The sequence below is a fragment of the Paracoccus lichenicola genome (genome assembly GCF_009708075.1).
In the GTDB taxonomy this organism is placed as follows: domain Bacteria; phylum Pseudomonadota; class Alphaproteobacteria; order Rhodobacterales; family Rhodobacteraceae; genus Paracoccus; species Paracoccus lichenicola.
On sequence record NZ_WMBT01000017.1, the window covers coordinates 1 to 19,796 of the forward strand.

21 protein-coding genes and 2 pseudogenes are annotated in these 19,796 nt (G+C 59.6%); 17 read left to right on the plus strand and 6 right to left on the minus strand.

The features are described 5' to 3' along the window. Positions 1-55 precede the first annotated feature (55 nt). From GIY56_RS16125 to GIY56_RS16140, 5 genes and pseudogenes are all read right to left on the minus strand, one after another. Positions 56-829, minus strand: a pseudogene (locus GIY56_RS16125) (IS30 family transposase); the annotation flags it as partial. Positions 830-1,105: 276 nt separating this feature from the next. Then, a complete protein-coding gene (locus GIY56_RS16130) occupies positions 1,106-1,687 on the minus strand; it encodes a helix-turn-helix domain-containing protein (protein WP_230312578.1) in 582 nt (193 codons plus the stop codon). An 827-nt stretch (positions 1,688-2,514) separates the two neighbouring features. Further along, positions 2,515-2,733, minus strand: a pseudogene (locus tag GIY56_RS18625) (hypothetical protein); the annotation flags it as partial. A 60-nt stretch (positions 2,734-2,793) separates the two neighbouring features. Further along, positions 2,794-3,009 carry a hypothetical protein gene (locus GIY56_RS16135; RefSeq protein WP_154765893.1) on the minus strand — a complete coding sequence of 72 codons (216 nt, stop codon included), beginning with the start codon at positions 3,007-3,009 and terminating at the stop codon, positions 2,794-2,796. Between the two features lie 125 nt (positions 3,010-3,134). Next, entirely contained in the window at positions 3,135-3,755 is a 621-nt protein-coding gene (locus GIY56_RS16140; protein WP_154765894.1) for a helix-turn-helix transcriptional regulator, read from the minus strand. Between the two features lie 331 nt (positions 3,756-4,086). On the opposite strand from GIY56_RS16140, the gene GIY56_RS16145 reads away from it, so the two are divergent. The 17 genes from GIY56_RS16145 to GIY56_RS16220 all read left to right on the plus strand — a co-directional run bounded on the left by GIY56_RS16145 (position 4,087) and on the right by GIY56_RS16220 (position 17,631). Beyond that, the gene (locus GIY56_RS16145; protein ID WP_230312581.1) at positions 4,087-4,728 is read left to right on the plus strand and encodes an acyl-homoserine-lactone synthase; all 642 of its coding nucleotides are present in this window, start codon (positions 4,087-4,089) and stop codon (positions 4,726-4,728) included. Between the two features lie 20 nt (positions 4,729-4,748). Continuing rightward, on the plus strand, positions 4,749-4,964 hold the full coding sequence (locus GIY56_RS16150) for a hypothetical protein (protein WP_154765896.1): 216 nt from the start codon (positions 4,749-4,751) through the stop codon (positions 4,962-4,964). Positions 4,965-5,103: 139 nt separating this feature from the next. Further along, positions 5,104-5,544: a hypothetical protein gene (locus tag GIY56_RS18630; RefSeq protein WP_230312579.1), complete on the plus strand. Its 441-nt coding sequence runs from the start codon at positions 5,104-5,106 to the stop codon at positions 5,542-5,544. 196 nt (positions 5,545-5,740) lie between these two features. Further along, positions 5,741-5,917 (plus strand): hypothetical protein, encoded by a 177-nt coding sequence (locus GIY56_RS16155; protein WP_154765897.1) that lies wholly within the window; start codon positions 5,741-5,743, stop codon positions 5,915-5,917. A 433-nt stretch (positions 5,918-6,350) separates the two neighbouring features. After that, positions 6,351-6,959 carry a lytic transglycosylase domain-containing protein gene (locus GIY56_RS16160; RefSeq protein WP_154765898.1) on the plus strand — a complete coding sequence of 203 codons (609 nt, stop codon included), beginning with the start codon at positions 6,351-6,353 and terminating at the stop codon, positions 6,957-6,959. Positions 6,960-7,049: 90 nt separating this feature from the next. After that, positions 7,050-7,352, plus strand: coding sequence for a TrbC/VirB2 family protein (locus GIY56_RS16165; protein WP_328288578.1), 303 nt, complete (start codon positions 7,050-7,052; stop codon positions 7,350-7,352). 7 nt (positions 7,353-7,359) lie between these two features. Continuing rightward, on the plus strand, positions 7,360-7,641 hold the full coding sequence (locus GIY56_RS16170) for a type IV secretion system protein VirB3 (protein WP_154765899.1): 282 nt from the start codon (positions 7,360-7,362) through the stop codon (positions 7,639-7,641). Further along, complete coding sequence (locus GIY56_RS16175) at positions 7,559-10,069, plus strand: VirB4 family type IV secretion/conjugal transfer ATPase (RefSeq protein ID WP_154765900.1); 2,511 nt, start codon at positions 7,559-7,561, stop codon at positions 10,067-10,069. The genes GIY56_RS16170 and GIY56_RS16175 overlap by 83 nt, the downstream gene beginning before the upstream one ends. Further along, complete coding sequence (locus GIY56_RS16180) at positions 10,066-10,209, plus strand: hypothetical protein (RefSeq protein ID WP_154765901.1); 144 nt, start codon at positions 10,066-10,068, stop codon at positions 10,207-10,209. The genes GIY56_RS16175 and GIY56_RS16180 overlap by 4 nt, the downstream gene beginning before the upstream one ends. Before the next feature lie 38 nt (positions 10,210-10,247). Then, a complete protein-coding gene (locus GIY56_RS16185) occupies positions 10,248-11,360 on the plus strand; it encodes a lytic transglycosylase domain-containing protein (protein ID WP_328288579.1) in 1,113 nt (370 codons plus the stop codon). 107 nt (positions 11,361-11,467) lie between these two features. After that, positions 11,468-12,175 carry a type IV secretion system protein gene (locus tag GIY56_RS16190; protein ID WP_196053667.1) on the plus strand — a complete coding sequence of 236 codons (708 nt, stop codon included), beginning with the start codon at positions 11,468-11,470 and terminating at the stop codon, positions 12,173-12,175. Between the two features lie 7 nt (positions 12,176-12,182). Then, the gene (locus tag GIY56_RS16195; protein ID WP_154765904.1) at positions 12,183-12,851 is read left to right on the plus strand and encodes a virB8 family protein; all 669 of its coding nucleotides are present in this window, start codon (positions 12,183-12,185) and stop codon (positions 12,849-12,851) included. Next, positions 12,848-13,561, plus strand: a complete 714-nt coding sequence (locus tag GIY56_RS16200; RefSeq protein WP_154765905.1) for a TrbG/VirB9 family P-type conjugative transfer protein — start codon at positions 12,848-12,850, stop codon at positions 13,559-13,561. The genes GIY56_RS16195 and GIY56_RS16200 overlap by 4 nt, the downstream gene beginning before the upstream one ends. After that, positions 13,558-15,030, plus strand: a complete 1,473-nt coding sequence (locus GIY56_RS16205; protein WP_154765906.1) for a TrbI/VirB10 family protein — start codon at positions 13,558-13,560, stop codon at positions 15,028-15,030. The genes GIY56_RS16200 and GIY56_RS16205 overlap by 4 nt, the downstream gene beginning before the upstream one ends. Next, complete coding sequence (locus GIY56_RS16210; protein ID WP_154765907.1) at positions 15,030-16,004, plus strand: ATPase, T2SS/T4P/T4SS family; 975 nt, start codon at positions 15,030-15,032, stop codon at positions 16,002-16,004. The genes GIY56_RS16205 and GIY56_RS16210 overlap by 1 nt, the downstream gene beginning before the upstream one ends. Continuing rightward, complete coding sequence (locus GIY56_RS16215) at positions 16,001-16,618, plus strand: hypothetical protein (protein ID WP_154765908.1); 618 nt, start codon at positions 16,001-16,003, stop codon at positions 16,616-16,618. Before GIY56_RS16210 ends, GIY56_RS16215 begins: the two co-directional genes overlap by 4 nt. Then, on the plus strand, positions 16,618-17,631 hold the full coding sequence (locus tag GIY56_RS16220) for a type IV secretion system protein (RefSeq protein WP_154765909.1): 1,014 nt from the start codon (positions 16,618-16,620) through the stop codon (positions 17,629-17,631). The genes GIY56_RS16215 and GIY56_RS16220 overlap by 1 nt, the downstream gene beginning before the upstream one ends. A gap of 54 nt (positions 17,632-17,685) precedes the next feature. Here the strand turns inward: GIY56_RS16220 and GIY56_RS16225 are convergent, their stop codons facing one another. Then, the gene (locus GIY56_RS16225; RefSeq protein WP_196053668.1) at positions 17,686-19,758 is read right to left on the minus strand and encodes a type IV secretory system conjugative DNA transfer family protein; all 2,073 of its coding nucleotides are present in this window, start codon (positions 19,756-19,758) and stop codon (positions 17,686-17,688) included. Between the last annotated feature and the right edge of the window lie 38 nt (positions 19,759-19,796).

The following is a 19,796-nucleotide window of genomic DNA, read 5'->3' on the forward strand; positions in this document are numbered from 1 at the left end:
CGCGACGGCCTCCGCCAACTTCAAGCCGCCGCCTGATCAAGCGTCACCAACTTTTGCCCATATCTCCCTTCAGCCGTCGCCATGCCGAGAACTCGGTGCCACGATCAAAGGTGATTGACTGGCGTGCTTCGGCGGGCAAGGGGGCAAGCCCCGCGATCAGTGCTTCCATGATCGGCTCGGAGTGGCGATCCTCATTGCGCATGACAACCGTAAACCGGCTGACCCGCTCGACCAGGGAGGTGACATTCACCTTGCCGTTTTCCTTGCGGAACATCATCAGATCGCACTCCCAGTGGCCGAACTCCTGACGCTCGGCAACGGCCGAGGGCCGGTGACACAAGCTCTGGCTGTCCTGGATGTGACTACGCTGATGTCGTCGGTGGTTTCGCGGCCTGCGACGTCTGCGATGCTCGGGCAGATGACGATAGAAGGCTTCCGCGAGGCCAAGCTTTGAATAGGCGAAGCGGTAGATCGTTTCATGGCTGACGCAGATGCGGTGCTGCTCAAGCCGCATCCGGCCGGCGATCTGTTCCGGAGACCAGCCCGCCTTGAGCGCATCCTCGACCGCTGCCTTCACCTCCGGGTAGGCGACCAGCTTTCGATGAACCGCGCGGCGGCGCTCGTACTTGTCCTGGGCCGTCACCGCATAGTAGCCGCTATACTGCGGAAGCTCGGTGTCCAGAAACGTATTGCGCTTCAGCTCCCGATAGATTGTCGAGGCTGGGCGCGAGAGCCGATCTGCGATTTCCGGCACCGGCATCTTGCCTTCACGCCATTGGGCAATCTTCCGGCGTTCTTCAAAGCTCAGGTGCTGGTAGTGGGAAGCCATTCGTAAACCTCATGCAAATACCTGTATTATCTTGGCATTTGCACTTCGTTTGTGAATCCACCGTAGGTAGCCTCCGGGATTAATAATCGGATTTATGGAACATTGCCATTATTTATCAATATCTTGAAGACGTTATCTATGCACTGTCTTCTTTTTGACAGCTCGTGCGACAGTGCTGATGTGCCGTGCTGTTTCCACAGGCTATGTTCATAGCCATGCACGGGTGCCGTCAAAGCTGACGGATCAGTTTGAGTGCGTCTGCGCCATGCCCTCGTCTTACATGAGAGTATAAGAATAAGAGGTAGACTGGGATTCAGTCCGCTTGGCAGACTCGCGTAAGTCCAGGGCTTGGCCCATCTGCGCCAGTGCCCTCCCGAGTGGTGTATCACCACACTGGAAACTGGCGAACGCCCCCAGATCGAGCGATGCCACATGCTCGACCTCGATGGTCTTCCTGTCAGCCCGTGCAGCGGCATCGTCATCTGGCAGAGAAGGACGGCCGGACCAGCGGCCAAGAAGCGCCAGGGCACGCTTGGGTGCGAAAAGACAATAAGCGTTGCTGACCTGCCGGACCTGAGGGCCGCGGCCTTCGTTGGGCGTTGGCTCGAACCGGCGCAGCCAGTCCAGAAAGCCGTGGTCGCGCAGCGCCTTCAAGGCGCGCACAACGGCGTCTCTCGACCGCTTCAACTTGCTCATGATCCAGTCAAGGGACGGGTCCAGCCGTCCCGTCTTGAAGCTGACCAGATTGCCGAACAGCGCCAGGATCTCCAGGGCGATGCTGCCCAAGGGTCCGTTGCGTTTGCCGGGCTTGCGGCCGTGTAGCTCGTATCGCTGCGCGGCCTTGATGATCTTCTGCACCTCCTGCCGCGTGGTGCTGCGCCAGAACGTGGCTTCGCAGGCTCCCGCCCGGTGAGAGTTGCGGTGTAAGCGCGTCCGGCCTTGGGCATGCGCGCCAGTGCAAGCCTGGGCTAGAACGCCAAGGCGCTTGAAAAAATCGCCGCTTGCCGCGGCTGCTACAGTCGTCAAATGCTGCTCCTATGTCACAAGAAGCGCGGTGTCCGCAGGCAAGCCTCATCCGTTCGCACAGATGCGCTTTTTGCTCTTGATTTCCGGGAGTAGGCAGCTAACTATAGCAGGTGTAATCCATTGCTAATTCAGGTCGCCAAACCTGTGTTGCTACCAAGCCCCCTCGTGCGGACCCCCGCGCGGGGGGTTTCCTTTTGGGCTGGTGGTTTATCTGATTCCGCTCGTCCCTCCCGTTTTGGGTATTTTGCCGAACAGCCTACGCCAGCAAGGGCTTAGCGGCAATTCTTTGTGTTGACCTCGGCGGTGATTCATCAGTAGCTCACCCATTCCGTCATGTATGCGCCTGTGTGGTCCTGCATCCGAACCACGATGCTCCTGAAGCTTCGGCCATACTCGTCTAGAAACCCTCTGCCGGTCCTCTGCCTGATCGTGTCATCGAGCCATTCGGGCAAGTCGTTGTCGCGGGCCGGAAATCGGACCCAATCACCAGATGAAGGGGCATACCCGTAGCGGACCGTACTGGTGTAAATATCTCGTCCTCCGCTGCCGTTCGTCACATGCTTGGAAAGCTGCCAGAGTTCGATGGCATCACGGTATTGAGCGACTTCGGGTGGCACGCTGTCAGACCCACCTCCACCAGGAAGGCTCACATTGTGACCGCCCATCGGGCATCTCCACAGCTGCAGGGGCGGTTCAACCGGCCAAGGCGTGATGCGGCGTATAAACTCGGCCTTCGCTGCACTACACTCAGCCGAGGCCGGGAAGCCGCCAGCCAGACAGAGCAGGATGGCGCAATCGATGGGGTAAGCAGCAACAGGGCCTGCGAGAAGGCTTGCTGCGACTGCACCTGTGACCAAGGTAGCTTTAGACCGTGCCATAATCACATTTCTATAGTTCATGCCTCAACTACAGAAACATAGCGCGAGTGTTGGATCAGTTCAATCGCTGATAGTAGACTGCACTTGCAGGTGCCGCGCCTTGCTCCGGTCGAATGTGAAATCATCAGGCGCAAAAATGACGTCGATGGCGCCTGTGTTCCACTCATAGAGCCAGCCGACCCGACCGTTGCGTTCGATCCGCTGAAAGGCCTTGGCACGCCTGCGAATGGAATTGTCAGGAGATTGCGAAGGCTTAGACTTGATCGAGTTTGGCATGGATCTGGCTCTGAGGACCACGGGACGCTCACCTTCTGCTCTGAAGAAAATGGTTAATAAAGCCCTAGGGTCAATTTCGGCTTAAAGGTCTGGCTTTTTAGCCAAAACTAAATCCAGGGTTGACATCAGATCAGGTTCTGCCTGACGGCAAGCACGACTGCGTTGAGCGTGTTCGGAGCACCAAGCTTTTTCTGGGCGCTGTCAAGGCGAGCTTTCAGTGTAGATACACTAACCTGAAGCTTTTCAGCAGCTTCTGATTGACGCAGACCATCCCGCATAGCTGCCAGAGCTTGAAGTTCGACTTCTGTGAGCGTGACCTTGGCCTTTGCAAAGAGCTTAGCCCAGGTTTCGATCTTGTTGTGTAATACGAGCATCTCACCATCGTTGAGTTCACGATCCTGGCGGGCTACCGACAAGAACGACCTCTTCCGGTCGATCTTCACAACAAATGTGCCCCCATACTTCAGCCCGTGCTTCTTGGCCTTGGCCATGATGCCCCGAGGATCTGGAAATTTAACTTCGGACCATCGGATCGCCCCTGTTCGCGCAATCGTCCATGCCGCAACGGGATCTCCGAAGAAGTAGTTCTCGCTTTCGTAGAGAGAGGTCCATGCTTCCGGGTAGCGGTTCAGGAAGAAGTCGGGCTGCCCGAAGCGTAGTCCGAACCCGATGACGAAGCCTGTGTGGCCGTAGGACGAAAGGGAACGTAGCTCGTCCTCGTGGTTGGGAATGATCGACTCCAGCATGATAGCACCTCCATGACGTCTGGCTAAAAAGCCAGACCTTTTAGCCGACCGTCTGTCAATCGCTGATTGGTTTGTTAAGTCTGTAGTCAAGAAGAGCGAGAGGTCAGCAGCAGGGTTATGAAGTCAATTGCCGATCGGGTCACGCCCAAGAACCTGACCGTCCTCGCGTCTGCGGAATTCACGCCGGACATGGCGGAAAACCTGCTGCAGATGTGCGCCCAAGCGCGAGAAGGCGAAGGGGTCGTTCTTCAGATTTGTAACTGGGGTGTGTGGGCGGTCACGTCTCACGGCATCAGGATGTTCATTGGATCAACAAGGGAATTTCGTGGTAATGCAGACCGGCCAAGCGAACTCCAGTGAAAACTCAGGCATTCTGGCAGCATCGGGGTCAGACTTTACTGTCAGGATCATTCAGTACCCTGATGGCATGTCACACTGGGACCAGGTGAACAGCTATCTAAAGCTCCGCAAGGAAGTCTTTATCGACCGGCTGGATTGGCCTCTATTCCATGCCGAGGATTTGGAGTTCGAGCAGTACGACTCATTCGACACCACTTATGTTGTTGCCAGTCAGGGCAGCAAGGTTGTTGGGGGCGCCCGGCTGAGGCGGACTGATCAGCTCAGCGGTGGCGGTCATCTGCGCTATAGCTACATGATCCGGGACGCCTGCCTGGGTCTGCTCCCTGGTCTACCCAAGAACCTTTGCGATGCCATTCCGCCCATGGACCGATCAATCTGGGAATTAACCCGGATGGTCGTGAACGGACCCCGTGATGTAACGCGAATGATCCTTCAGGCCACCAATGACTTTCTTTGTAAGAAAGATGCCGCATCGGTCCTGTTCCTTGGTTCGCCAGCCTTTTTGCGCATGGCAAGAAGTTGGAACTGGCCTGCACAGCAGCTTGGCCCGGTAACGGGCAACGCTGATGGACGTTTCCAAGTCATCGAATGTCCGGTTCGCCGCCCTCAGTAAAGAGTATCTAGGAGGATGTTATGTTCGCAGCTCGTCGCCCAGATGAAACTGTAACAGCAGAACTTACAAAGAACATGATCGAAGCAATCCTGAAAAGCTTTGACAGTCTTGCAGCGCCAAACGGCACTGTCACCGTCCAGTTTCGGGACAATGCTTTGTATGTTGCCAACGGATCCGGCCCATTAGAGTTCGTCGGACTGGCAACCTTGCCCGCTGCTCTCGACTACATCAAGTAAACCTCGGCGGGGGCACACGCTCAATACCAACATCTAGACGATGATCTGCGCCATCGCTTCGCATGGCTGTCGAGCCTTGGAAAAAAGGCTTCTGTTGTTTATCACAGAGATGCAACTGAACTCATAACATATTTATAGCTTGCGCACGGGCTATAGATATGTAAACCTGACGCTATCAAAGGTGTCAGGCTTTGCATCATGGGAAGACCTGACTGTGAACAACGAGCAAAAAAGACCCCCCGATGTGGTTTCAGTCGCAGGCTTGCAAGACGTCTTGGATTCTGGATGGCACCTCCATGTTGTCTGCCGGAAAGCTCCGGAACTGCGTGGCTATCAGTGGCACGGAAGCTGGTATTTGGTGGCAGCAAACCCTGAATCTGACGAGTGGGTTGTGCTGGTCACAGCACGAGAACGTCAGCGCGCCAAGAACGAGGTGCGCTCACAATCCCGCAGCACGAAAGACATTGAGTTTCGTGAGATCAAGACAGCGAGCGGACTTATCAGTCTCCTCACTGAGTTCGGTTTTAGAAACGTTGGCGTCCCAACCGAAGAAGGCTCAAGCGTCATTTTGGCGCGGTAATCGCTCTCTCACTTTTACAGCGATTTGGCTATCGGGTCTGTCAGTCAAGATACGGCTCGCTTTCATCCTGCTACTGGGGATTTCGCCGTTTCCTGCGAACGCTCAGTCTGCGCCTGTTCAACAGGTGCCGGGACACTGCGTCTACCCCTCTCAGCCGCTTCTTGATGAAGCAAGCTTGCTCGCCCTGGATCTCACGATGGGCGAAGAACTGGCTCGTTTTATGAACGAGGCCCAGGCTTACAGCCAATGCCTTGATGCAACCAAGCAGCAGCTTAACAGCGAGGTCGATCAATATATGGAGCAGTATCGAGAGGCGCATCCTATGGTCAAAGAAGAGTATTGGCCACCGATGCAGAGTAACGTGCAACCGTAAGCCGCCTGTGTCATGAGTTTTGCAGGACTCAGACAATTCAGAGCGGCCAGAATGTATCGTTTGGAAAGTGGCGCGAGCGAAGCAGGCTTTAGAGAGTATCTGATCGGAAGCGGAAAGCTCCTGATCCTGTGCACCGAAGATGCGGTCCCTACTCGCGGCAATTTCCAAGGAGGCTGGCAATTCTACGCCCTCAACCCACACACGGGAAAATGGGCCGTCCTTAATCTGTTCCGACCTCGACGTGGGGTGACGCCCCCGCGCGTGGTCAAGACTGTCAACGGTGCGTGCAGTTTCATGAAGGACGTAGGGTTTCCAGCCGGGATAATTCCATTTGGAGTTGGGTCCGGTGTTGAAACAAGCAAGTCTGGCGATATGCGCTTCATTGGCAGCGTGGCCTTCGACTGAAGCAGCGGCGCAATCGGCCGGAAACGGAATGGTTCTCGTTCTGAACCACGCATCCGGCAGCTTTGAGAGGCAAAGATCAACGTCCTCCTTTGCCCGTCACTTCGGGCCGGGGGGTGTTCCGCTCCTGTCCGAAGTGCCTGAAGCAGACCTTCCGGCCGAACAGGTGATGCACCTGGCTCCTGTGCGGACGCCGCGCGTCATCCCAAGACCGGAGGTTCTGGCCGCGATTGATGAAGTCGGGATGCGCTATGCCGGTCATCCCTCCCTTCGCGCGTCAGGCCTGACCGTCACCGAATGGATGTCCTTCTTCCGGGCGAATATCGAGATTGAAAGCGGCTATCGCCAAACTGCCGTCAGTTCGGTGGGGGCGATTGGCCTGGGCCAGCTCATGCCCGCCACCGCCGCCAAGCTAGGCGTCAATCCCAACGACATGCACCAGAACCTCGATGGCTCGGCACGCTACATGCTGATGCTGCTCGGCCGGTTCGGGTCCAAGGAACTTGCGCTTGCGGGCTACAATGCCGGTCCCGGCGCGGTCGAGAAGTACGGGGGCATCCCCCCGTACCCTGAAACACAAGGTCACGTCCGCAAGGTCATGTCCGTGTTTCAAAAGCTGACTTTAGCAACCGCAGAATAGGAGTCTTCCATCATGACCTCTGCAATGCAGGCCGTTTGGCCGGCACGATCTTCCATTGCCTGCGCCCAAGGGGTTCATGCTGCTCCGCGCGTGCTGGACACCTGGGCGAAAGTGTCGCTGGTGATGCTGTTGGCAGCCGCTTTCATGCTGCTGTGGAGCGAACCGGCGCTAGCGCAGGCGATCAACCTCAACCCGATCCAGACCTTCCTGAACAGCATTGTCACGGCGCTGACGGGCACCCTGGGCAAGACCATCGCCACGCTGGCCTTGGTTTGCGTCTTTATCGGCTGGTTCATGGGCTACATCGAAATGCGCACGGCGATCTATGTGCTTGTCGCCATCGTGTTCGTGGGCTCCGCCGCCACCATCGTGAACTCCCTCTGGGGCGCATGACGGGGGCATGACGGTGGAAAAAGATACGGTCTATCGCGGCCTTCTTCGCCCGGCCAAGCTGTTCGGCCTGCCTCTGACTTCCGCCGTCATCCTTCTTGTGACGGTGCTGCTCGGGTTCATGTGGGCGGAAAGCTTTTGGGCCTTGGCAACCATCATCGTCTTTTATCCAGCCCTTTACGGGCTGGCTAAATGGGACCCGAACTTCTTTGACGTCATCACCAGGACGCTCAGGAACTTCGGGCCTTCCAAAAATCGCAAAGTTTGGGGCGGAGACTCCTATGAGCCGTAACGACAAAAAGCCGATGGCGGCAGGCTTCAGGCGGCTTTTCAATTCCCGGCATGGCAAGGCGGTGTTCCCGCGCGCCATGAAGGACGAACTGCAATTCGAGGCGTTCCTGCCCTTCGTGTCCTTGCAGGCTGATGACAAGACGATCCTGACGCGCGGGGGCGAGCTGATCCAGTGCATCCGCGTTGATGGCCTCAATTCGATGACGGCCAGTGACCGCGACATTGCGCTCCTGAAGGAAACCGTGGCCGAACTTCTGGCGCAGCAGGGCGAACGCTATTCGGTCTATGTCCACAAGATCAGCCGCCCGTTCAAGGCGACCCTCGCCCCTGTTGAGGCGGGCGATTTTGCCAAGGAAGTCGATGCGGCCTGGACGCGGGTTGTGGCGGGCCGGACGCTCCGCGACAAGACCCTGACCATCAGCATCATTAACCGCCCCGCTGGCCTCTTTGGCAGTCTTTCGGCGGGCGACAAGCTCAAGGAAATCTTCTCGCGCAAGCGCAAGACCGACGCGCTGCAAGCCTTTATCGCCAACAAGACCGAACGACTGACGGACCTTGATGAAACGGTGGGCGTGGTCGTCGCCACCCTCGCGCAACTCAAGGCGCGCGTCCTGACCGGGGCCTCGGGCGAACTCATCGGCTTTCTCGAAGGCATCGGCACCGGCATCGAGCTTCCGGCCTTCCCAAGCAATGACCTGGGCGTTCTCGCCCGCAGCGTCTGCAATTACCGCGCCACCTTCCGGGGAACGCGGGTGCATGTGACGGGCGGTGTGGTCCCCAACCGCGTGGGCCATGTGTTCACGATCAAGAATTACCCGACCGGCACCTTCCCCGGCATGTTCGATGAACTGAACCTGCCGATCGACATGGTGATAACCAATTCCTTCGTGCCGATCAGCGATGACCGGGCCAGCGAGTTGATCCGCCGCAACCTCGAACAACGGCGCGGCTCCGGCGATGCGGCGGAAACCGACCAGCAGATGCTGCGCGAAGGCCGCAACAAGGTGGCCTCGGGTCTGGAAACGCTTGGCTCCCATCACATGACGGTTGCCATCTATGCCGAAGATGAAAAGACCCTCGCGCGGGCAGCGGCCGATGTGCGCCAGATCGCGCAGGAAACCGGCACCAGGATAATCACCGAAGCCTTTGCGGGCCAGGGCCACTACTTCGCGCAATGGCCGGGCAACGCGACCTATCGAGCACGCACCGGCCTTATCAGCAACCATGTCTTTGCGGGCATGGCGGCGCTGCACCGCACGCCGACCGGCCTGACGGGCGACCTTCTTCCCTGGGGCACGCCCCTCTCTGTATTCCCGACCCCGGAAAAGAGCGGCTATCTGTTCTCCTTCCATCCCGCAGGCGAAGCCGACAAGGAACCGCCCGCTGGTCATACCGTGATCTTCGGGCCGTCCAGCGGCGGCAAGTCGGTCCTGATCTCGTTTTTGATGACGCAGGCGCAGCGGGTGGGTGCAAGGGTCTTCGCCTTCGACTACCTGCGCGGCCTGGAAGTCCAGATCGAGGCCCTGGGCGGCAGCTACACCACGATCTCGCCGCACCGACCCACGGGGCTAAACCCACTCTTTGCGGAAACCGACATGGCCGGGCAGGCGTGGCTTAGCGAATGGCTGACCGCGCTTCTCAACCGCTCTGAGCGCCCGCTGTCGCCGGTCCAGACACAGCAGCTTCATGATGCGGTCGTGCAAACCGCGACGGCCCCGGATCATCTGCGCAACTTCGACGGCTTTCCGTCGCTGTTCCGTCACCTCGATGACAACGGCGATCTGGAACAGCGGGTGCGGGAATGGGCGCCGGGGGGCCGCTACGGGTGGGTGTTCGGCGGCAATGTGGCCGACAACTTCGCCCTCGACCAGAATGTCATGGGCTTTGACATGACGGCGGTTCTCGACTCCGACAACGAAAAGGAGCGCACCGCGATCCTGGGCTACATCTTCCAGCGACTTGAGCGAAAGCTGCAAGACCGCCACCCCACGATCATCGTCATCGATGAAGCCTGGAACGCGCTTGGCACGGAATACTTTGCCGACAAGCTGGAAAAGTGGCTGGTCACGGCGCGCAAGCTCAATGCCGTGGTTGTCATGGTCACGCAGTTTCCCTCGCAGCTCGACAAGAGCCGCGCGGGCGCAGCCATCCTGCAGGGCGTCCAGACGCAGATCCTGATCCCGAACCGCGCAGCCTCGGCCGAGAACTACGCGGCGCTGAACCTGAATGACCGGGAAATGGGTATAGTCCTTGGCGCACCGACCGGGTCGCGCCTCGCGCTGATCCGCAACGCCTCGGCCTCGGTGGTCGTGGACGTGAACCTCGCGCCTTTGGGCGATCAACTCAAAATCCTCGGCGGCAGCAAGACCGGCCGTGCGGCCTTTGAGGCTTATCGCGCCCGCCACCAGAAAAAGGAAGAAATCGCATGAAGTCCGTTCTGATGATCTGCGTGCTGGCCTTCATCGTTTCGGCCTGCGCCAGCACCCAGCCTGCCCGCTCGTCCTGCTTCGTGGGTGGCAAGCCGGTCTGCACCTTCACGCCCATTCAGGAACTGTGGGCCGAAGAATGATCGGGAGGGTCACACAGGCAAGGGGGCTTGCTGCTGTGGTGGCCCTCGGGGCCAGCACAGCCCTCGCCTCGGCGCAGGGCGTTCCCATCATCGACACGAACCTACTGCGGCAGAACCTTGCCATCCTGGCTGAACAGGAACGCGACCTCGTCCGCCAGCAAGGCAGACTGGCGCGGTCTGACGCGCTCCTGAAGATCGACGCAGATATTATTGCGGAACTGGACAAGCTGATCGAGGCTGGCGAACTGCCGGTGACTGCTGCTGGCGATATGATCCAGACCCTTGAGGATGGTGCAGGCGATCCGGCGGCATCGGCTGACAGTCTCTACAATCCCGACGACACCAATCCGGCTGCGGGCAAGACCTTCGGGGATGCGGCGCTGACGGTGGAGGAAGTCATCATCGCCGGGTCCAAGGCCACTTACGGCCATGCCGGTGTGTCCAAGGCGGGGCTGTCGCAGGCCCAATGGCGGGCCTTGATCCAGGCGATGATCTGGCAGGAAAGTCGCTTCAACCCTCATGCCGGATCTCCGAAAGGAGCCTACGGCCTGACGCAGCTCATGCCGGGGACGGCCAAGGACCTCGGGGTGGACCCCGACTACCGGACCAACCCTTATTCGCAGGTTTATGGCGGGGCGACCTATCTGGCGCGGATGCTGTCGATGTTTGACGGCAACATCGTGATCGCGCTTGCCGCCTACAACGCGGGGCCGGGCAACGTGCAGAAATACGGCGGCGTGCCTCCCTTCAAGGAAACGCAGCACTACGTCCAGGTGATCCCCACCAAGTATAACGAGTATCTGGCAGCCATCGGCGGTGTGGACGCGCTTGGCACCATTGCGCCGGTCGATGCGGCAGGGGCCAACCTCGCCATGATGGGCGCCGGGGCCTCTGCCTATGGCGGCAACATGGCGCAGGAGATTGCCGCCATCGCGCATCGCCTCAAGGCGATCCTGAACCAGATGGAGCAGAACCAGAACCCCACGCAAGCCTGGGCGCTGAACAGCTACGCGCGCGCGGAAATGGCCCGGATCATGGCGCTGCGGGTCCGCGTGCTTGCGGCCAACACCAAGACGGTCAGCGCCGAGGCTTTGCAGCAAGCCGCAGCCCACACTGAGGAACGCAATTACATGACATTCTCGAACGATTGAGGTTCACGATGCTTTTCCACCGTATCAGTGACTTTCCGAAAGCTGGCCTTTTTGCGGCTGCTCTTGCGATCAGCAGCCTGACCGCAACTGCCCTCCCCTCTGCCGCCTTGGCACAGGGCGTCCCGACCATCGACGGGCAGAACACCTTGCAGACCATCAAGCAGCTTGAAGCCATGCTGCGCGATGCCGGGGTGCAGTCCGACCTTCTGTCCAATGCCGTGAAGCAGGTCGAACAATTGCAGGCGCAGCTTTTGCAGTTGCAGGACATCTACGGGCAATTCAGCGGCACGCGCGACATTGTGGATCTGGCAATGGGCGGCAACCTGGACGGCTTGCTCGACGGAAACATGACCGATGTGCTTGGCACGATCCAAGGCGGCATGACCGGCAACTGGGGTGGCTTCACGCCGGGCAAGAGCGACAGGCTGACCAAGGGGGTGGAAACCGCGCTGACCACGGGCGGGCTGAGCCAGGAAAAGGTCACGGGCATGGCGTCCTCGGGCGTGCCCGGCGCGCAGCGGGTGGCGGCGCAAGCCTCGGGCGGCGCGGTTCTCGCAGCGACCGCCGAGCAGACCTATGCCGAAACCTCGTCCTCGCTGGAGCGGGTCAACACGCTTGTCGCCATGACCCAGGACAGCACGGACATTAAGGAGTCGATCGACCTCAACACGCGGATGCTGGCCGAACTCTCGGTGCAGCTCGCCAAGTCGCTCGAACTGCAATCCATCGAGGCCGTCTACAACGGTCAGGCGGGTGTCCTCTCGGCCGCGACCATTGCCGAGGAACGCGCCTACATGACCTTCTCAAACGAGTGATCCAGCCATGAGCAACATCAAGGATGTGTTCGAGGAAGAACTGATCTACGGCGCACGCGAGGAAGCCGCGATGTGGAAACGCATCGCCTTCATCACCTCGGGCTTCGGTGTCGCCGGCTGTCTGGCTGCGGCCATGGTAGCCCTGTTCATCGACAAGCCGCCCCCTGCCCTGGTGCCCTTCGATCCGACCACGGGGGCTGCGCTGCCGATGGCGAATGTCGGCACGATCAGCCTGGCCGAACGCGAGGCGGTGATGCAGTCGCTGGTCTATGCCTATGTGCGCGACCGGGAAACCTACAACCAGCTCGACAATGACCTGCGCATCGAAGGCGTCTTTGCCCGTTCCACGGGTCAGGCCGCGACGTCGCTCCAGGATCTGTGGAACGAGCAAAGCTCGGAGTTTCCACCCAAAATCTACGGGGAAAACGCCCGCATAGACGTGGCCGTGTCCTCGATCTCCGACATTGGCAACAACCGCGCGCAGGCCCGTATCACCAAGCGCCTGACCACGCTTGACGGCGTAACGGAGGGCACATTCGTCGTCACGCTGGCCTATGATTACGACCCTTCGACGCTGCGCAGCCTCGATGGGGTCTGGTCCAACCCCTTCGGCTTCACAGTCAGCAACTACAGCGTGGCCGCCGAACGGTTCCGGGATGAGGGAGACACCCAATGAAAGGATGGTTGATCGCAGCCGCGCTTGGCGCGGCAATGGGGGCGGTACCGGCCTTGGCCGAAGTCACGCCCTCGGCCGGGCGGCATGATGCACGGGTGCGCAATGCCGTTTATCAGGATGGGCAGGTTTACCGCGTGAATGTGGGCATGATGCGCGTGACCTCCGTGGAGTTCGGCCCCGGTGAGGAAATCGTCAGCATCGTCGCGGGCGATACCGAGGGCTTCAACTTCGACGGTGTTCCGGGCGGACGGGCCTTGGTGGTCAAGCCGACCGTCGCAGGCGGGTCCACCAACATGACCGTCTATACCAATCGCCGCGCCTACTACCTGCATCTGAATGAAGTGGGCGCGCGGGCCGATTATGTGGTCCGCTTCGGTGGTGGCGTGAGCGCGCAGGCGCCCCGGACGACGGCGGCAGAGCCGCAGAACAAGCGGCTGAACCCGACAACGCCCTGGGGCGGCTATGCGGCCAGCAAGCGCAATGCCGCCCTGCCCTTGCAGGTTTGGGATGATGGCGACTTCACCTATTTCCGCTTCCCGCGCGGCGCGCAACTCCCGGCGATCTTCAAGACCTCATCGGGGCCGGAACGCACCGTCAACAGCACAACCCTGTCGGACGGCACTATCCGCGTGAGCGGCATCAGCCCCTATTGGGTGCTGCGGATCGCTGCGACTGAAACCGTCATCAAGCGACTGGACCCCCGGCCATGAGCGAACAGAACCAGACTGAACAGCAGAACAATCAGCAAGCCGAACAGCAAGCCGAACAGCAGGCCGATCAGGACACCGCCCCCAAGGGCACGCCTGATCTTGAGGACGATACCGCGCGTCTTGCAGCAGAGGTGCAGGAGGCGCGGGCCAACAACCGGCGCGGCACGGTTGGCGGTGGAAAAGGCAGGCTTCTGGCAGGCACCGCCCTGGGCGGGGCATGTGCCGTCTTTATCGCGGTGATGTTCTGGCCGCAGCCTGACTCGCTGGCCCAAGCGACCTTGCCGACAGGTCAGCCTGCCGCCTTCCAGGCGAACGAGGAACCCTTTCCCCGGATGCCCCTGCCCCAGCGTCGTGAACCTGAACCGCCGCAACCAGACCCCGCCATGCTCGCGCAGATCGAGGAACTGAAAGCAGAGGTCGAGCGGCTGCGCCAGCAGCCGCAGGAAGAAGAAATCATCGTGGAAGAAGATGCGCCGCCTGTGGGCACGGACCCGCAGATCGACAGCCTTCTGACGCAGCTTAATCAGTTGCATGACACGATGAACTCCATGCAGACTGAAAACGCCAAAATGATTGCCGAGCGTGACCGGCAGCTTGCGCAGCTTCAGGCACAGCTTGACGCGGCGCGGATCACTGGCGGAAACCCGGACCTCGGCATGATGAACGGGGAAGTTGATCGCCGCCGCGAGGCCGAAGAACTCTACCGCGCGCGCGCCGCATCGCCCATGATCGCCTTTGGTGGCGGAGCCTCGGGCGGCGGCGTGGCAGGCGCTCCGGGTGCAGCAGGTGCGATGGATACGGCCGCGGCCTATCCCGGCATGGAGGAACGCGATCCGAACGGGCGCAATCAAAGCCAGAACGAACGCTTTGCCCGCCAGCAGGCCGCACGCGCGCCGATGGAACGGGCCAAGGTCATCGCCAACCCGGCCAACACCGTCCTGCAGGGCACGATGATTCAGGCGGTTCTGGAAACAGCCATCAACACCGACCTGCCGGGGGCCATTCGCGCCTTGGTCTCGGAGGACGTTCATTCCTATGACGGATCGCGCATCCTGATCCCACGCGGTTCGCGGGTGATCGGGGCCTATAACGACAACACTGACCTCGGACAGCGGCGGGCCATGATCGTCTGGAACAGGCTGATCCTGCCTGACAACCAGACCGTGGAAATCGGGGCTTATGGAGGTGACGCCATTGGCCGTTCAGGCGTGGGCGGGGTGGTGAACACTCACTTCGGCGCGCGCTTTGGCTCGGCCGCGCTTATCAGCCTGATCGGCCTCGCCCCTGCCATTGCCGTGGCTGATGACGACGACGACAGCACATCGGACGTGGCGGAAGCCATGTCGCAGAACATGATGGAGGCCACCTCTAGCGCCCTCGATGGCTACCTGAACCGCCAGCCGACCATTGCCATCAAGCAGGGCTCGCTTGTGACGATCATGGTTGATCGCGACCTGGAAATCCTCTGATGGGTTGGCTGGCCCACAAGCTGGACCGCTTCAAGTCGTGGCTGGATGATCCGGCCACGATTGAAGTCTCGGTCAACCCGGATCGCAGCATCTGGATCTTGAAGCGCGGCGACGTGCATATGAAGCCGACCGGGGAAAGGGTTGATCCGGGCTTCGGCCATTCCCTTGCCAACCAGATCGCGGGCGAGAACCAGGCGCAGACCGGCCGCGACAAGCTGCTGGTCTCCGCAACCGTGGCCTATCACGACAGGCCCATTCGGGCGCAGGCGGTCCTTGCGCCTGCCACGCCGCAGGAAGCGGCCCTCTCCTTCCGCCTCTTTGCCGCCCTGCCCATAGAGGACATCGAGCTTCGGTTCTTGCATGGCAAGCAAGTGGCTCTCGATGCGGAACGGAAAAAGCGCAATGCCAGCCTCAATGAACTGATCGAGGCTGGCGACCTCATGGCGGCGCTGCGCTTCTGTGTGACCCACAAGCTGAACATCCTGATCTCGGGCGGGACAGACACCGGCAAGTCGGTGGCGCTGCGCAAGATCATCTCCATGATCCCGCAACAGGACCGGATCATCACCATCGAGGACGCCCGTGAACTCTTCCCCGACCAGCCGAACGCGGTGTCCCTCATTGCGGATCGTGGCGGCTCCACCAGGACGCCCGACATGCTTCTGGAAGCCACGCTTCGGATGCGGCCGGATCGCCTGATCGTGGGCGAGGTTCGGGGCAAGGAAGCCATGACCTTCCTCGAAGCCGTCAACACCGGGCATGGCGGGTCGATGACGACGATCCACGCGGAAACGCCGGAACTGGCGCTTGACCGGCTGGCGATTGCCGCTGGCCGTTCGGATGTTCGCATGAGCTACAACGATCTGCGAAACTATATCCTTCGCACCATCGACGTGATTGTTCAGACGGGACGAATTGGAGAAACGCGCGGCATAGCGCAGGTTTACATTCCAGCCATAGGAGACGCGGCATGAAATGGGTGATTACGGGTATTCTGGCTGTTTCGGGTGCTGCGGCTTTGGCCGGTGGCACCATGACAATCTCGAATGACAACGGCGAGGCGCCTGCCGCGATGACCATGCCAAGTGAGGCAATGGAAGAAGCTGGCTACCTGACCTTCTCCTTCAGCACTGGCGGCTCTCCGGTCGCATTGGACCCGTCCAAGGCACAAAGCGACATGCCGGTGGATATGGCCCAGGCGAATGATCCTGCGGGGCAGCCGGGCTACATGACCTTCTCGAATGACGGCAACAAGCCTGATGGCGGGTTCTATATTACGCACGGCGGCTGCAATGCCCCGCGTCGGCCCGAGATTGAGCATTACGATATAGCAGGCGCGGCTTCTCTACGTTTCCTAGAAAGCGCCTACATTCACCAGGTCGCAGCTAGCATTGAGGCTGCGGATGGAAAATGCACCTGCGAATTGCGCTTTCCGTCATGGGATGGTGCTATGAACGAATTGAATAATCGCTTCGCAAAGCTACCTGACGACGAAAGTAGCGCGTGGGTCAGGGATTATGCTGGCACGGAACGGAGTCGCCTGACACGCGAGGTTGGTAAACTCTGCAAGGCGCAAGGTGTTTACTGATGGGCATGATCGAAGGCTTTGTCAGCCGTGCCCAAGGTGAGTTGGACAATGTAGCGCAATCCAGCTTCGGGGCTGTGCTGGATGGAATGGGAGCCCTTGCGGCAACAATGGCAACCTTGGCTGTCATCATGCTCGGGGTGAACATGGTCCTTCAATACCGGCCCATGTCGGCCGGTCAGATCGTCGTCACCTTTATCAAGCTGATTGCCATAGGCAGTATCGGGTTAGTGTGGGGCCAGTTCAACCTGATCGCCAGTGCCGTTGAAGGCGGCGTGGACAGCATTGCCGCCAACCTGCTCGGAAAGTTCGGCGGTGGTAAAGTTCCGTCCAACAACCTTCCCGCAGCGATGGATCAGTTCCTCTCTGATTTTTCGGACAAGGCCAACGTGGTCATGGAACCGATGGGCTGGATGGGGGGGGCCATCATGAGCGTGCTGATCGCATTCAGCCTTGGCAGCATTGCCGCATTGGCTGCACTTCTGCTGATCTTCGGTCAGGTGATGGTGACGATCTATATTGGCATTGCCCCCATCTTCATTGCCTTGAGCATGTTCGAGGTGACGAAGGACTACTTCAATCGCTGGCTTCAAGGCGCGGTCAGCTACATGCTCTATCCGCTCGTCACGGCCGTCATGCTCGGCGGGCTGATCCGCATCGTCATGGGCTACATGAATACTCTCGACTCGTCCCTGACCGAGAGTGTGGCCGACTTCATTCCCTTCATTGCCTGCTTGATTATCATGACGGTCTGCACGCTTTGCATCCCCATGATCGTCAGCTCATTGAGCGGCATGATTATGTCCGTCACGCCCACGCAAGCCGCTATTGCGGGGGTCGGCGCGAAGGCGGCTGGATCTCTTGCCGGAAAAGCTGCGGCAGGCAGCCCTCCGGCGCGCGCCGCCGCTTTCGTCGGGCAGAAGGCCATGCAGAAGGGGCAAAGCTATGGTGAACTTGCCTTGGCAGGATCGCGCAATCTGGCGCACCGAATAGCCGAACGAAGTGCGAGATACTGAAAAGAAAAGGGCCGGCGCAAGCGCCGGCCTTTCTCGTTTCCAAGGGGCGACAAATCAGCTTTCCGCTTCAGGTGTTTCGCCAGCTTGGTCAGGTGTTTCGGCGGCTTGTTGAGCCGCTGCAAGTGTCTTGGCAGCTTTGTCAGCCAGCGTGAATATTTGCAGATGTGCGAGGCCCGCATTTTCCAGTGAAATCGTCCCGGCTTCCTGACTGACTTCCGGCAGAGGCAGGGACGATTGCTGTTCCTGTTTCTGCTTGCGCCGCATCGCGGCCTTCCTGATGAGGTCGTTTTCGTCGGACAGAGGCGGGGCCGCAGCCGGGGCGGGCTGTTCACTCGTCACCGCAGCCTCTTGCTCTTGCGCTTGGATTTCCGCGTCCCGCTTCGCTGCCGCTGCGGCCTCCGCATCTTTCTTTTTCTTCTTGGACTTTGACTTCTTCTCGTCCTTCTCCGCCTTGTCCTCGGGGATCTCTATATACCTGTAGTCGGCTTCAGTGATCGCATGGGGCGGCTGCGGAAGCGGTGATTTGAAGTCCTGGCTTTCGTAGAGGGGCTTGTAGGTGGTGTCATCGTGATAGACCAACCGCTTGGCCCGGATCGGCATGTCGCCGTCCACGACAATGACCACATCCTCCCTCGGAAGGCGACGGGCCTGATCGCGCGTCAGCAAGGGGTGTTCCTCGGTCCGCTCGGACAGGTTGTTGGAAAACAGGCCGTCCTTGATGTTCTTCGACTTGCTCACAACCCGCTTGGTCGTCATGCCCACGGCTTCCGACAGCTCCGCAATGGTGTCAGGCTCGCTCGGAGTCAGATACAGCTTGATCCCCGCGCCACCCTGCAAGGTCTTTCGCACCTGTTCGCCATAGACCGCATCGAGGTCGGGGATGGTCTGCGTGACGATCGCAAGGTTGCCACCGAAGCTGCGCAGCAGCGAAATGCTTTCCGCAACAATGGGCATCCGGCCGATGCGCTGAAACTCGTCCATCAGGATCAGGACCGGGAATGGTTCGTCGTCTCCGGGTTCATGATCCATCAGGGTGGAAAGCAGGTCCGAGAAGAAAAGACGGATCAGCGGCGAAATCGCTTTTAGTTCGGTGAATGGGGTCGTCAGGTAAACGGTCTGCGGCCGCTTGCGGAAGGTGGAAAAATCAAAATCACTAACATCTGTCACCGCACAAGTATGCGGGTTCTGCCATGCCTCCATGCCCGATGAGTTCAGGATCGAGAGATAAGATGACAGGGTTTTTTCTGTGGTAGCGCCAAGGGTCTGGAAGATGAGCTTCGCGCTTCGATCCTTGACGATCTTCGCATAGCCTTTGAACTTGGCGTTGTTGTCATCGCCGCCGAAGGCCAGCTTGTGAATCCGGCCAAGGGTCAGGTCTCCTTGCTCATAAGCCAACATGCCGCAAGCCACGAAGATGGACCGGCTGTTGGGCAGGAAGCTGGCCGCCATGCTGTCTTCAGTTTGTAGAAACAGGGTGGCGATCTTCTCCAATTCGGACATGCGCTGTGCCGGGTTGGTAAAGCGTTTGATCCGGTCCAGCGGATTGTAGCGGAATGATGGTTTGTCAAAATCGCGCGGGCTGAACCGATAAATCTTCTGGCCCATCTTCTCGCGGAACCGCGCCGTTTTCTCGTAGTTTTCGCCCTTCACATCGAGAACCACGGCGCTGCCCTTATAGGACAGCAGGTTCGGAATGACGAAACCCACGCCCTTGCCCGCTCCGGTCGGCGCGATCAGAAGGCAATGAGGAAACCTGCCCGATATGATGAAATCGCCCTTCTTATGGGGAAGGGCAGTCTTTGCCAGCACGAAGCCGGTGCGGGCGTCACCGAAGAAATTTTTGCGCTTCAACTCGCGCTTTGTCATCCAGTGGGTCGTGCCGAAGCGGGTCAACTGCTCCTGGACCACGCGGCTTGCGACCAGCAAGCCCCCACAGAAAAAGCCTACGATGATGATGTTGACGATCACCCATCGGTCGGGCTGATAGCCCTTGAGCGCGAAGTAGTTGCGGGCAAGCCAAAGAAAATCTGGCTCGGCATGGCCGAACCAAAATTGGACAACACCTGTTGCCACGACATAACCAATCGCTGCGGCAAAAGAGGCGATCAGAAGAACGCCGCCCGCCATTCGCATCTGTATAGCAAGCCTGTCACTTTGCATCCCCT

Coding starts and splice junctions, on each gene's coding strand:
- GIY56_RS16200 (WP_154765905.1), top strand. CDS start 12,848: ATGAAAGGATGGTTGATCGCAGCCGCGCTTGGCGCGGCAATGGGGGCG.
- GIY56_RS16195 (WP_154765904.1), top strand. CDS start 12,183: ATGAGCAACATCAAGGATGTGTTCGAGGAAGAACTGATCTACGGCGCA.
- GIY56_RS16225 (WP_196053668.1), bottom strand. CDS start 19,758: ATGGCGGGCGGCGTTCTTCTGATCGCCTCTTTTGCCGCAGCGATTGGT.
- GIY56_RS16155 (WP_154765897.1), top strand. CDS start 5,741: ATGGGCGAAGAACTGGCTCGTTTTATGAACGAGGCCCAGGCTTACAGC.
- GIY56_RS16205 (WP_154765906.1), top strand. CDS start 13,558: ATGAGCGAACAGAACCAGACTGAACAGCAGAACAATCAGCAAGCCGAA.
- GIY56_RS16145 (WP_230312581.1), top strand. CDS start 4,087: ATGCAGACCGGCCAAGCGAACTCCAGTGAAAACTCAGGCATTCTGGCA.
- GIY56_RS16215 (WP_154765908.1), top strand. CDS start 16,001: ATGAAATGGGTGATTACGGGTATTCTGGCTGTTTCGGGTGCTGCGGCT.
- GIY56_RS16180 (WP_154765901.1), top strand. CDS start 10,066: ATGAAGTCCGTTCTGATGATCTGCGTGCTGGCCTTCATCGTTTCGGCC.
- GIY56_RS16210 (WP_154765907.1), top strand. CDS start 15,030: ATGGGTTGGCTGGCCCACAAGCTGGACCGCTTCAAGTCGTGGCTGGAT.
- GIY56_RS16170 (WP_154765899.1), top strand. CDS start 7,360: ATGACGGTGGAAAAAGATACGGTCTATCGCGGCCTTCTTCGCCCGGCC.
- GIY56_RS16220 (WP_154765909.1), top strand. CDS start 16,618: ATGGGCATGATCGAAGGCTTTGTCAGCCGTGCCCAAGGTGAGTTGGAC.
- GIY56_RS16140 (WP_154765894.1), bottom strand. CDS start 3,755: ATGCTGGAGTCGATCATTCCCAACCACGAGGACGAGCTACGTTCCCTT.
- GIY56_RS16150 (WP_154765896.1), top strand. CDS start 4,749: ATGTTCGCAGCTCGTCGCCCAGATGAAACTGTAACAGCAGAACTTACA.
- GIY56_RS16135 (WP_154765893.1), bottom strand. CDS start 3,009: ATGCCAAACTCGATCAAGTCTAAGCCTTCGCAATCTCCTGACAATTCC.
- GIY56_RS16160 (WP_154765898.1), top strand. CDS start 6,351: ATGGTTCTCGTTCTGAACCACGCATCCGGCAGCTTTGAGAGGCAAAGA.